This window comes from Arenibacter sp. 6A1 (assembly GCF_012272855.1).
Lineage (GTDB): Bacteria > Bacteroidota > Bacteroidia > Flavobacteriales > Flavobacteriaceae > Arenibacter.
Genome location: NZ_JAAXCQ010000015.1, coordinates 54,243 through 67,234 on the forward strand (window position 1 = coordinate 54,243; position 12,992 = coordinate 67,234).

The window sequence follows — 12,992 nt, forward strand, 5'->3', positions numbered from 1 at the left end:
ACCATTGGATATTTAAAAAATCACCCCCACCCACATATAAGATCTCCGCTACGATCTATTCCTTTGATCCCCGTATAGCGGCACAGCTTAGAAAAGTTGACAACAAAAAATCCAACTCGGGGAAAGCCCCCAATAGTCATAGGTAACGTTTTAGAAAAAGTAGCAAACCTTTATCCGAGGACTATTTTGTATAAAAATAAAAATTATGTAATATGAATATAGCTATCAACGGAATGGGACGTATCGGAAGAGCCGCCCTTAAACTAATCATGGATACCAAAGGATTAAAGCTTATTGCCGTGAACGATATTATCTCTATCGAAAACCTAGTGTATCTTATAAAATATGACACTGTTTATGGTATTTATGAGAAAGAAGTCTCTCATGAGGGACAGACCCTTATAGTAGGTGATACCAAGATACAGTATACTACGATTAAAAACCCGGCCGAATTACCGTGGAGAGACCATAGTATTGATGTGGTTATCGAAAGCACCGGCCTGTTCACTTTAAGGGAAGACGCAGAAAAACATATTAAAGCGGGGGCAAAGACCGTTGTTATTTCTGCCCCAACAAAAAGCCAGGATACTCCCACTGTGGTCCACGGTGTTAATTCAGCCAAGGGGAAAGTTTCTATTTTTTCCTGCGCCAGTTGCACTACCAATAATATAGGTCCGGTAGTAGAGATACTAGAGCGTAGGATAGGCATCAAAAAAGCCATTATGACTACGGTGCATGCCTATACGGCATCACAAGGAATAGTGGACGGCCCCTCTAAAAAGAACTTTCGTATGGGCAGGGCCGGCGCCGCTAACCTTGTGCCCACGTCTACTGGGGCCGCAATAGCCACCACAAAAGCCCTTCCTGCCTTATCGGGCAAATTCGACGGAGTGGCCATTAGGACGCCAGTTCCTGTAGGATCCATATCGGACCTTACCTTTCTGACCAAGAAACCGGTGACCCCAGAAATGGTAAACAATATTCTTAGCGAGGAAGCGAAAACAAAGCGGTATGCCAAGGTATTAGCTGTTACCACAGACCCTATAGTCTCGTCCGATATAGTAAAAAGTCCCTTCGCTTCCACGGTAGATCTAAGTATGACACGGGTAGTGGATGGCGATTTGTTAAAAGTGATGACATGGTACGACAATGAATGGGGGTTTACCAATCAAATGATCCGGCAAATCCTTGAATTAAAAGAATCATAAGGGCTAGTAAAAAAATGTAACTAAAAAAGCTATTTCAGTATGGAAAAGAAGCCAGTAAGCATTAAATCGATAGATTTCGCTACACATGATGTGTTGAGAATCGTTACCGGAAAACCAGATGGAGTGGATTTTGTTCCTGGACAGGCTACAGAAATATTTATAGATAAGAGCGGGTGGGAAAACGAGGGAAAGCCATTTACTTTTACTTGTCTTCCCAACATGGATTATCTTGAATTTATGATAAAAACCTATCCTAGTCACAATGGGGTTACCAAGGAGCTATTGAAATTACAAGCGGGCGACAAACTGATTATCAATGACATTTTTGGGGCAATAAATTATAAAGGCGAAGGCACCTTTATTGCAGGTGGAGCCGGGATCACTCCTTTTGTGGCTATCCTTAGGAACTTGAAGGCCCATGGGAAAATAGGGAACAACAAACTGCTCTTTGCCAATAAAACCTCCTCGGATATTATATTGGAGGAAGAATTTAATAAAATGTTGGGTAAGAATTTCATGAATATCCTATCTGAAGAGGAATCGGACAAATACGCTCACGGGTATATTACAGCCAATTTTATTAAGGAAAACACTGATCTAAAGGGATATTTCTACGTCTGCGGCCCTCCAAAGATGATGGAAGCCGTGGAAAAGGAATTGAGGGATTTGCAGGTTCATGAAAGCTATATTGTAACCGAAAAATTTTAATAGCAAATGAACCATGATGCCGAGAATTAATAGATGTAAAACAGGCATACACCTTGGCTATCAAATTATAAGTTGGCAATACTAACCTAAAAATTGTTTTTTGGCCAAAGCCAATACCTCTGTTACCATTGACTGCCTTCTTCTTTTTACTTTTTTTGTCTTTTTTGACAACAAATTGGCTTCAACTTAATTTTAGTGCCTTCTCAGTCGATTGACCTAAATCCGTTTTGGGAATGAAAATCGGAAAACACTGTATGGTGTTGTTGTTCAGTACTTAGTGGTGTGAATTGTTTGAAAAAATCCTTTGAAGACGGGATTTTAAATTTATAAAATAAATCGTAAGGACAGTAATTCTCATTATAACAGTCTAATATTTAATAATTTCTCATTGAACACTGTTTTGATATTCTTTCTAATTGTCGCATTTTTGTTTTTTGATTACAATTAAAAACAGAGAGGTGCTATTCACCTAATTAAATGTTAACACAATGAGTTATAAATTACAAATTCCGGAAGGGTATTGTCCGCAATTGAATATACAAGAGACAGAACAAGCGATTAAATTGATCAAAGACTTTTTTGAGCTTAGCCTATCTTCAGAATTAAGGTTAAGAAGAATCACTGCTCCTTTATTCGTAAAAAAAGGATCTGGAATTAATGATGATCTTAGTGGTATAGAACGACCTGTTACCTTCCCGATAAAGTCCATGAATGATGCGGAAGCTGAAATTGTTCATTCGCTTGCAAAATGGAAAAGGCTTGCTTTGGCACAATTAAAAATTGAGTCGGGATATGGTGTATATACAGATATGAATGCATTGCGTCCAGACGAAGTTTTTTCAAATATACACTCTATCTATGTAGATCAGTGGGATTGGGAAAGAGTAGTCAGTAATGAAGAAAGAACAGTTGATTTCCTAAAATATATTGTACGCAAGATTTATAGCATTTTTAGAAGAGTAGAATATGTTGTTTACGAGCGTTACCCTCATTTAAAGCCTGTACTTCCTGCAGAAATTACTTTTATTCACACAGAGGAATTGGCAGAGCAGTATCCTGATCTTTCTTCCAAGGAAAGAGAAACAGCAGCGGCTAAAAAATATGGTGCCGTATTTATAATAGGAATTGGAGGGGTACTCCCAGAGGGGAAAAAGCATGATGGAAGAGCTCCTGATTATGATGATTGGAGTACGGAAACCGAAAATGGTCTAAAGGGACTAAACGGAGATATCCTTCTTTGGAACCCTATGCTTGAAGAAGCCTTAGAGCTTTCATCTATGGGAATTCGCGTTGATAAAGATGCTTTAAATAAACAATTAGCGATTGAAGGTGCAGAGGATAGAAAAGAATTAATGTGGCATAAAATGCTTCTTAATGATGAGCTTCCATTGTCCATTGGAGGTGGAATAGGTCAATCCCGACTATGTATGTTCTTCCTGAAAAAAGCACATATTGGAGAGATTCAGACAAGTATCTGGCCCGAAGAAATGATTGAAGAATGTAAGCAAGGGAATATTCCAATTTTATTCTAGGGATCCCACGCTTTAAAACACCTATAAAATGGCTTCCGAAATAATTTTGGGAGCCATTTTTTTATTTAAATTTAGGATGTTTAATGCCTAGTCGTTAAGATGAATAGGAAATATAGAATTCTTCCTATTTAGATTCTCGAATATTTTTGCTTAAACCGAAAATCCTGGAAGTATTTGACATGATCCTTTTTGTTTTCAAAAAGAATGGGATTCACTTAATTCGGTTCGCTTATCTCAAATGTGCAATCCTTGGGAAGTATGGAAACCACAATTTGCTTGGCTTGTTATTTGGATCTTGATTTCTAGGATTACGATTTCTCGTACCTCTAAATCGTGAACCAAAAAAGCATTCCTTAGCAAGCATGGTAGCAATAACCCGCTTGGTATGTTGGTAGGTTCTTGATTTCTAGGATTACGATTTCTCGTACCTCTAAATCGTGATCCAAAAAAGCATTCCTTAGCAAGCATGGTAGCAATAACCCGCTTGGTATGTTGGTAGGGTCTTGATTTCTAGGATTACGATTTCTCGTACCTCTAAATCGTGATCCCTCCATCACCTCACCTGACAATAAAGCCCAAAATTGCTAAGGCAATTTTAGTTTTTTTTATTTCAAATCATTTACGTGAACGTTGTTCACGACATATCTTGAAATAAAAAAAGCCCAATTTCTTTTCAGAAATCGGGCTTTGCTCTAAGCGGAGAAAGAGGGATTCGAACCCCCGGAGGTGTGACCCTCAACAGTTTTCAAGACTGCCGCATTCGACCACTCTGCCATTTCTCCTTGAGTGTCTCATCAACTATGCGCTGATTGCGGGTGCAAATATAGGGACCTTTTCTGAATCACAAAGCATTTTTATAGCTTTTTTTGAAAAAAATATATAGTGTACTGATATACAGACTATAAAAATTTGTCTCATTGATTAATTTGGCTAACTCCCAATAAAATGCAGGAGCAAGGGAGGTTTGGTTTAATGTTTTCACACTTTGAAAAGTGTATAAAACAATAATATGCCCCTAGTTTTTGTGGTCGTTTTTAGCTTTATTGAATCTCACCTATGTAATTACAAAATACTGGCCGACTTGAGTCACTATATTCCCGAAAATATAGCTGTAATGTTAGCCTTTGAGTCAACTATATCTTAGATGTCCGTAGGGGTAGTTGCAATTATGGCGGGTATTCTTGTGTTCATTAGTGGTTATTGCATAATATAAAATAGGGCTATCCTTTGATGACTGCGATCGGATGCAATTTAGCCACTTTCTTTGCGATACCTGAATCGCTAACTGTCTGGACTACCATATTGACATCTTTGTAGGCTATTGGTGCTTCTTCGGCAATTCCTTTATAGGAACCTGCAGTTACAAAAATGCCTTTTTCTTTAAGTTGTTCCTGTAGTACAGGTGCATTCACTTGCTTCTTGGCGGCAGTACGGGATAATCGTCTTCCAGCACCATGGCAACAAGAGCCAAAGGTCAATTCTTCGCTTTTTGGGGTGCCAGCCAATACATAAGAACAAGTGCCCATACTGCCAGGGATTATAACGGGTTGCCCTACGGTTTTATAGTCTTGAGGCAATTCTTTAAATCCTGGGCCAAAGGCTCTAGTTGCCCCTTTGCGATGAACAATAAGTTGTGCTTGCGCTCCATGGACCACATGTGTTTCAATTTTGGCGATATTGTGGGCTAGGTCGTACATTAATTTTAAAGGCTCAGTATTGGAACTAAAGATGTTTGTCCATGCTTTTCTTGCCTCCCATGAAATGATTTCTCTATTACACCAGGCATAGTTGGCTGCCGCACACATGGCCTTAAAATAATTCTGACCTTCTATGGAGTTGAAGGGGACACATGCAAGTTCTCTATCGGGCACTTGCATATCATATTTCGGCATGGCCGAGATTATTTGCTTAATAGCGTCTGTGGCTATTTGGTGTCCCAATCCACGGGACCCGGTGTGTATCATGACCACCAATTGGTCTTTGAAAAGTCCGTATGCCTGGGCGATCGTTTCATCATATACCTCCTCTACATAATCGACCTCAACAAAATGGTTTCCAGAACCAATAGTCCCCAGTTGATCGGCACCTCTTTTTTTTGCCATTGCTGAGACTAAGGAAGGATCGGCATTTACAAGTCTCCCATTACTTTCCATATATTCCAGCTCTTCTTTTTTCCCATATCCCTTCTCTACAGCCCATTCAGCGCCCTTAAGTAATACTTGGTCCATTTCTTGATCAGAAATTCTTATTTGGCCGCCTTTTCCCATTCCTGAAGGAATCTGTGCGTACAATTCTTTAGACAGGGCTTCCGTTTTACCTTTAATGTCATCCCTTTTTAGGTTCGATGTCAACAAACGCACCCCGCAATTAATGTCATAACCGATACCGCCGGGAGATATAGCTCCCTCAGGGAATATAGTGGCCGCGACGCCACCGATGGGAAAACCATAACCTTCGTGAACATCGGGCATCACTAGAGAGGTGCCTTTTATTCCCGGCAAGGAGGCAACATTGACTAACTGTGCCAATGACCTATCTCCCATGATGTCATCGAGCAAGGGTTCGGAAGCCAGCACCCTTGCAGGGACTCGCATTGCTGGCCTGAAAGATTTTGGGATCTCCCATATATAATCGGTGATCTTATTGATGTCTGTTTTGTAAATTTTCATTTTTTAAATATCAAAAACGACCATAGTTTCCCAATGCCCATCCTTATTTTTAAATATATCGGCCTCGTGGTAGGTTACTGCTTTTATTTCCTCATCAAAACCATAGACATGCTTCCCGTATATTTCGGCAATTGTTTTTGTAGGGGTAAATTCTATAAAAGTCACTTTGCAAAATATCCCTTTTTCGGTATAGGAAACAGAAAGCACTTCGGACAAGAAATCAATAAGCAAGCAAGTAGGATCCGAAGCTGTAATTTCAATTTTTAACTTTCGATCGTAAGGGATGTCCTGAAGGCAAAACTTTTCCTTTAAAATATTCCCCATTCCTATAATTCCCACATGAAAAAGTTCCTGTAAATGAACAGCTGTAATCCTCATCCGTATGTCGGCAGTATGGGGAAGGTATTCTACTTTCATTTTTTGGTCGCTTTCACCACAACAAAAGATCCTTCTCCATGGCCGGGTTTCGGCATTTGTACATTTTCTATTTCCTCTAAATCGCCAAAAAGTGTCTGGTTGAACTCTAGATCTTTGAACCCCGCTTCCTTCAACAAGGTCTGGATGCGATCTACAGTATAAAAATTAGCCTTTGCATAGAAGGTGCTTTGTTTCCGTTTTTCGATATACTGTGTGGCTACGCTTCTTTCTTTATCCAAAAATCCGATCAAAACAGCGCCTTTGTGCTTTAATACCCTATAGGCTTCCGATAGGGCGTCTTTTATGTCATTTAAATGGCAAATAGTGACAAAAAGTACAAAGTCGAATTGAAGATCACCATACTTAAGTCGCTCCGCGGTTCCTTCGATAACTTCGACCCCTCTTTTTATAGCCTTTTGTGCCATGGCCCTTGAAGGCTCCACACCTTCTTTAATTCCTAAAGGGACGGAAAATTTTCCGGTTCCTAGGCCTACCTCAATGCCTTTTATATTTTCAGGTAGTTTGGATAATTGCTCCCTAATAGCAATAAGCTCTGATTCATATACCTCGGAATGGTCATCGTACCATTTTTCGTATTCTTCAACATGTCTATTAAATATTTCTGCTTGTGTCATTGTCTTTTAATTTTATTGTTTGCTTAAGGTCTTTATAGTTAGTGTTTTATGAAATGACAAATATCAATAAGCGCTAACTTTAACATTTAAATAGGAGCTCTTCTGCACATCGTTTACGAGTACCTAGACCTAGTGCGGTTGTTTTGAAAATTTAAAAGGTAAAGGAGCAGTTATTTATAATAATGAAAGCAGGGCATGTATAAGGGATGTGCATCTGATTACTTATAAGAACTATAAAGATAGTTTACTGTTGTTGGTCCTTTTTTTTCTTATAGATTATGGGAAAATGAATCTGTGGTTGTTGAAAAATCTGCTAAGAACAGTTTCTAGTGCGAGATGTCTTAGTACTTTTAAGGGGGGAATAGGGCATGAAACAAGGAAATAAACTTAACTTTGGCTATCAGACTTATTGCAGTTGCTGATTCAGCTTGCTAACAGCAATAAGGTCAAGGTAGTGATGCCTGATAACCACTATAAACAATAATGTTATTTTTTAGAGGTTATATAAATTATGTGTTAATTAAAAAAAGGGATTTACATTGGATGTCATAAAAAAACTGGAATGGCGGTACGCGGTAAAAAAATTTGATGAAGACAAATTATTGTCCGAAGAAAAATTGAATAAGCTTATACAGGCTTTTAATTTAACGGCAACTTCCTATGGTTTACAACCTATTAAGCTATTGGTAGTTCAGAATAAAGAGCTGCAAAAAAAATTAATGACCCATTCTTTTGGGCAACAACAGGTGGCACAGGCTTCTCACGTCTTTGTGATCTGTATAGAAAAACATATCAACGCGGAGTATATCCATAACTATTTTAACAGGGTTAAGCAGCTTCGAAATACCGAGGATGAAATTCTAAATCCTTTTAAAGGAGCTTTGATTGAGAGTTTTTCTAAAAAGGAAATCAACGAGGTTCGAAACTGGGCCACTAACCAAGCTTATTTGGCTCTCGGTACCTTGATGACTGTTTGTGCTATTGAGGATATTGACGCATGCCCAATGGAGGGCTTTGATCCTGCGTCCTACGATATAGCCTTAGGTCTTAAAGAAAAGGAGTTAACCTCGGTATTGGCACTGCCGGTAGGATATAGGGCTCAAGATGATATGTTTGCTACCTTAAAGAAGGTTCGGAAGGAATTAGACGAAAGTGTTATTCGTATTTCTGAATAATCCCCTAATTTTAATAACCCACCATTCATTAATAAAAAAATATAATATATATGCCAGGTTTTGAACTTTTTGGAGATAAGGAACGCGCTCAAGTAAACGATGTTCTAGATTCAGGGGTGCTGATGCGATACGGATTTGATGGTATGCGCCAAGGCCATTGGAAAGCCAAGGAGTTAGAGCAGGCCTTGGAGAAGCGGATGCAGGTAAACCATGCCCAATTGGTCAGTAGTGGTACTGCCGCTTTAACGGTTGCCTTAAGTGTTGCCAAGGTAGGGGCGGGGGACGAGGTGATACTTCCTACTTTTACCTTTGTAGCTAGTTTTGAAGCGGTGTTGTCCGTTGGGGCCATTCCTATTTTGGTAGATGTAGACGATACCCTGACCTTGGATCCGGAGGCGGTAGAAAAGGCAATTACCAAAAAAACCAAGGTGATTATGCCTGTCCATATGTGCGGCTCTATGGCCGATATGGCGCCTTTAAAAGCCCTTTGTGATACACACGGCCTGATATTGCTAGAAGATGCTTGTCAGGCAATAGGAGGTTCTTATCAGGGGAAATCCCTAGGGAGCTATGGAGATTTAGGATGCTTTTCGTTTGATTATGTAAAGACCATTACTTGTGGCGAAGGGGGAGCTGTAATTACCAATAATGAAACCTATGCGATACGTGCAGACCAATTTTCCGATCATGGGCACGACCATATAGGAAAGGATAGGGGAGCGGAGAGTCACCCAATTTTGGGATATAACTACCGAATTTCCGAGCTTCATGCTGCCGTTGGTCTGGCACAGATCAGTCGGCTTGACGATATTCTAGCAATACAAAAAAGAAATTATACCATTCTAAAAACGGCTTTGGAACAAATCACCGGGCTTGGCTTTAGAAGAATCCCCGAAGGTGGAGTGGAAAATTATTCCTTTTTGAATTTTTACCTTCCTTCTGAGAACATGGCCAGAAAAGCCGCGACAGATTTGTCGGGAGCAGGCGTAGATGGTTGCTTTTATTGGTTCGATAATAATTGGCATTACTATAAGAAATGGGAACATTTAAAGGATTTAAAAAGTCTAGGACCAGTATCGGACCAGGTAATAAAAGGCCTACCCGATTACCATAATGCCGATTTTTCAAAATCTGATCATTGGGTAGGACGAAATATTTCTTGTCTGATCAAACTAAACTGGAGTCTTGAGGAAGTGGAAGAAAGAGCTCAGAAAATGGCTGCTGTTATAAAGACCTTAATAGAAGATCATAGCGTAGCGGAATCTAAAATGAAGGGATAAGATATTTTACGTATAAAATACATCACAAAAAAAGGATAGCGTTAGGCTATCCTTTTTTTGTGTGTAAAGTGTGTATGTCTTATTTCTTAATAAGATACGTATTCTGTAATCTCTAAGCCGTATCCTACTAACCCCACTCGTTTGGTCTGTGTAGAATTAGATAATAATCGGATCTTGGCAATGTCTAAATCGTGTAAAATTTGTGCCCCTACACCAAAATCTTTGGCGTCCATATCTATTTTTGGCGCCTTAAAAACACCTTTTTTCTGTAATTGCTTCAATTCAGCCAACCTTCCCAATAAGTTTAAAGATTCGGTTTCCTGATTGATAAAAACAAAGGCGCCTTTACCTTCTTTGTTAATGGCATTGAACATCTCCTCCAATTTTTTGTCCGGATTGTTCGTAAGCGTACCTAAAATATCATTGTTGATTAAGGTAGAATTGATGCGGGTAAGAACCTTTTCGTCTTTTTTCCACGTCCCCTTGGTCAAGGCAATATGAATCTGGTTATTGGTCGTCTGCTGATATGCACGTAACCTAAATTCGCCAAACCTAGTAACAATATTAAAATCTTCCTTTTTCTGGATCAGGCTATCATGTTCCATTCTGTAGGCCACCAACGACTCTATAGAAACTATTTTAAGGTCAAAGGTTTTGGCAACCTTCATCAATTGCGGTAACCTGGCCATAGAACCATCGTCGTTCATAATCTCTACGATGACCCCAGCAGGCTGAAAGCCAGCTAATCTTGCAAAGTCTATCGCAGCTTCGGTATGCCCTGTTCTTCTTAAAACGCCACCTTCCTTGGCTACAAGCGGAAAAATATGTCCAGGCCTTGCTAAATCGTGGGGCTTGGTACTTTCGTCGGTTAAGGCCAATATAGTTTTGGAACGATCCGAAGCAGATATTCCTGTGGTAACCCCACGCCCTCTTAAATCAACCGATACGGTAAAGGCGGTCTCCATGGGATCGGTATTGTTATGAACCATCATATGAAGGCCTAGCTCCTTGCAACGCCCTTCGGTAAGGGGGGCACAAATAAGACCTTTTCCATGTGTAGCCATAAAATTGATCAATTCTGGAGTAACCATTTCTGCTGCAGCTAAAAAATCGCCTTCGTTTTCCCTGTTCTCGTCATCTACCACAATAATTACCTTGCCCTGTCTAATATCCTCAATAGCTTCTTCTATGGTATTCAGCGCAACAGGCTTATCAATCTTCGTTGTCATGTCGTAGAAATTTTTCTTTTCTTTATAATTAATTTCTTAATATAATCTATCATGCTCCCTATGGAAATTAACCCTTTATCCGCGGTAGCTCTTCTTGTTAAGAATATCCCCAAAGGTAACATAATACAGGTAGAAAGCCATGCTCCTAGAATAGGATCAATATTACCTTCCTTAGCGTAGTTACCGGCAAAAACACCAATAAAGTAATAGGTAAGGAATAAAACTATAGCAATAACCATAGGCAATCCTAGTCCACCTTTCCTAATTATGGCGCCTAATGGAGCTCCTACAAAAAACAATATAATACACGATAAGGCCAATGCATATTTTTTATGCAAGGATAAAATGTGCAGGTTATAAATCTTATATTTTAATTGAAGTTCTTTTTTCTTTCCCTTAATGGTTGTTAAGATATTGGAAGTAGCCGTTTTTGCCGAACCTATAATCTGTGCGGTTTGCCATTCTGGAAATAATGCAACAATACTGTCGGTAGGGATTTGGGCAAGATCGGAAAAGCGAGGACTGGGCTTTTGGACTCTTTTTTCTTCTATACGCGCCATTGTTATGGAGTCGGGTTTTTCGACTACCATAAAAGCTCCCATTCTATTGACAATGTTTTTAGAGAAAGCATTGACTACTTTTATATTGTCCTCCTTTAGGGAATCTATATCCTTGGATAAACGCGAAATGTTTTTCATTTTATCGGTGCTAACATCGCGTTCCTCGTTCATGTCCACATTATTAAGATCGGACAAATCTTTATTAATGGTATAGGTTCTAAAATCGGCCTTGGTAAAAGGGTGCTTGTTCTTATCCTTATTGCTTTTAGATTCCATTTCCTTATAATAATGGCCATCCTTTAATACCAATTGTAGCAGGTCCGAGTCCTCGCTACTGATAAGCTCTCCAGATTCGGCTTTTATAACCGTGGTATTGACATTGGTCCTAGATTTTTGATGGATAATGACATTCTCCAAAAACCGATCTTTTTCCCCGTGTTTGCGATCTACCTTCATATTCATGTCGGTACCCTCTAAATCGCTAAAAACACCCTCAGAAATAATAGCTGCAGGTTTTACCTTTGCTATATTACGCCTTAGGTTGTAGATTTTCTGTTCGGATAAAGGAATTATATTATTGGCAAAATAAAAGGTTACGCCTCCTAAAAATGTCACAAAAATTATCAGGCTCAACATAGATCTCTGCAAGGAAATACCAGAAGCCTTCATTGCCGCAAACTCATAGTTTTCTGCAAAAGAACCAAAAGTAAGGATCGACGATAAAAGCACCGTCAAGGGAATAACCCGTTCCATTAAATTCGGCATCAAATAAAACATGAACTTCCCTATAATAAAGATGTCTAGGCCTTTGCCCGCAAAATCATCAATAAAGAGCCAGATCGTTTGGAATATAAAGATAAACATCAATATAAAAAACGAACTGAAAAAATTGTAAAGGAAACTGGATAATATATATCGATCTAATATTCTCAAAGCCTAATTTCTTATAATATAATACCCGTCATTTTTGTATCTGCTTTCATCAAAAGTAAATAAGGTTTTGGATAAAGGCTGATCTATTTTAAAAGAATTCACGGTAATAGTGGTTTTGGTGCCATTTTTACCTGTTTCTATTAGTTTGTAAATATGTTTGGTCTCTACATCGACTCCTAATAAAATAGACTTTATCTCTGATTTGGAATCAATGGGTACCAACTTGACAAATTGTATTTTTCGTCCCTGTATATTTTGTAACACATCCCAAGAATACCTATGCCCGTCCCTATAGAAAGTCAACATTTTAGAAGGAGTAATAGTGTTTTCGTCTTCCGACTTGGCTTCAATGGTTACCTCTTCGTTTTCGGGAACAATAGTGTAGACTTTTTTTCCGTCGAACAATTGTTGGGAGCCCAAGTAATTAAAAAGGTATTTTTCACCCTGCATGGTAACATCTCCTCTGGTTTCTTGGTTTATGTTGGCCTCCTTATTGTTTAGGGTGTATTTAAAGTCTACATGTATATTATCATAGCTTTTAACTTTGTTGTAAACTTCATCTAACAGCGATTTAGCTTTTTCAGCATCTTGCGCTATGGATAAAAATGGAATTAGTGTTAATGCTATTAAAAGTATTCTTTTCATG

Annotated in this window: 11 protein-coding genes and 1 tRNA gene; 5 read left to right on the plus strand and 7 right to left on the minus strand. The window is 39.0% G+C overall.

Annotated features, from left to right (window positions below):
- The first annotated feature begins 212 nt into the window (after positions 1-212).
- From HCG49_RS13675 to asnA, 3 genes are all read left to right on the plus strand, one after another.
- Positions 213-1,208 carry a type I glyceraldehyde-3-phosphate dehydrogenase gene (locus HCG49_RS13675; protein WP_168470098.1) on the plus strand — a complete coding sequence of 332 codons (996 nt, stop codon included), beginning with the start codon at positions 213-215 and terminating at the stop codon, positions 1,206-1,208.
- A gap of 39 nt (positions 1,209-1,247) precedes the next feature.
- Positions 1,248-1,916 (plus strand): flavodoxin reductase, encoded by a 669-nt coding sequence (locus HCG49_RS13680; protein WP_168470099.1) that lies wholly within the window; start codon positions 1,248-1,250, stop codon positions 1,914-1,916.
- 488 nt (positions 1,917-2,404) lie between these two features.
- Entirely contained in the window at positions 2,405-3,448 is a 1,044-nt protein-coding gene (gene asnA / locus HCG49_RS13685; RefSeq protein ID WP_168470100.1) for an aspartate--ammonia ligase, read from the plus strand.
- A 697-nt stretch (positions 3,449-4,145) separates the two neighbouring features.
- On the opposite strand, the gene HCG49_RS13690 is transcribed toward asnA, so the two are convergent.
- The 4 genes from HCG49_RS13690 to HCG49_RS13705 form a co-directional block, all read right to left on the minus strand.
- Positions 4,146-4,230 (minus strand) — tRNA-Ser (locus tag HCG49_RS13690).
- Between the two features lie 438 nt (positions 4,231-4,668).
- Positions 4,669-6,117, minus strand: a complete 1,449-nt coding sequence (locus tag HCG49_RS13695) for an RtcB family protein (protein ID WP_168470101.1) — start codon at positions 6,115-6,117, stop codon at positions 4,669-4,671.
- Between the two features lie 3 nt (positions 6,118-6,120).
- A complete protein-coding gene (locus HCG49_RS13700; protein ID WP_168470102.1) occupies positions 6,121-6,534 on the minus strand; it encodes an archease in 414 nt (137 codons plus the stop codon).
- Entirely contained in the window at positions 6,531-7,169 is a 639-nt protein-coding gene (locus HCG49_RS13705; RefSeq protein ID WP_168470103.1) for a class I SAM-dependent methyltransferase, read from the minus strand. Before HCG49_RS13705 ends, HCG49_RS13700 begins: the two co-directional genes overlap by 4 nt.
- A gap of 539 nt (positions 7,170-7,708) precedes the next feature.
- Here HCG49_RS13705 and HCG49_RS13710 point away from each other — a divergent pair.
- Together HCG49_RS13710 and HCG49_RS13715 are read left to right on the plus strand one after the other, a co-directional pair.
- Positions 7,709-8,344 (plus strand): NAD(P)H-dependent oxidoreductase, encoded by a 636-nt coding sequence (locus HCG49_RS13710; RefSeq protein ID WP_168470104.1) that lies wholly within the window; start codon positions 7,709-7,711, stop codon positions 8,342-8,344.
- A gap of 50 nt (positions 8,345-8,394) precedes the next feature.
- Positions 8,395-9,624, plus strand: coding sequence for a DegT/DnrJ/EryC1/StrS family aminotransferase (locus HCG49_RS13715; protein WP_168470105.1), 1,230 nt, complete (start codon positions 8,395-8,397; stop codon positions 9,622-9,624).
- Between the two features lie 86 nt (positions 9,625-9,710).
- On the opposite strand, the gene ribB is transcribed toward HCG49_RS13715, so the two are convergent.
- The 3 genes from ribB to HCG49_RS13730 all read right to left on the minus strand — a co-directional run bounded on the left by ribB (position 9,711) and on the right by HCG49_RS13730 (position 12,991).
- Complete coding sequence (ribB, locus tag HCG49_RS13720) at positions 9,711-10,853, minus strand: 3,4-dihydroxy-2-butanone-4-phosphate synthase (protein ID WP_168470106.1); 1,143 nt, start codon at positions 10,851-10,853, stop codon at positions 9,711-9,713.
- Positions 10,850-12,277 (minus strand): LptF/LptG family permease, encoded by a 1,428-nt coding sequence (locus tag HCG49_RS13725; protein ID WP_240938702.1) that lies wholly within the window; start codon positions 12,275-12,277, stop codon positions 10,850-10,852. Before HCG49_RS13725 ends, ribB begins: the two co-directional genes overlap by 4 nt.
- A 72-nt stretch (positions 12,278-12,349) precedes the next feature.
- Entirely contained in the window at positions 12,350-12,991 is a 642-nt protein-coding gene (locus HCG49_RS13730; RefSeq protein WP_168470108.1) for a LolA family protein, read from the minus strand.
- Position 12,992 lies beyond the last annotated feature (1 nt).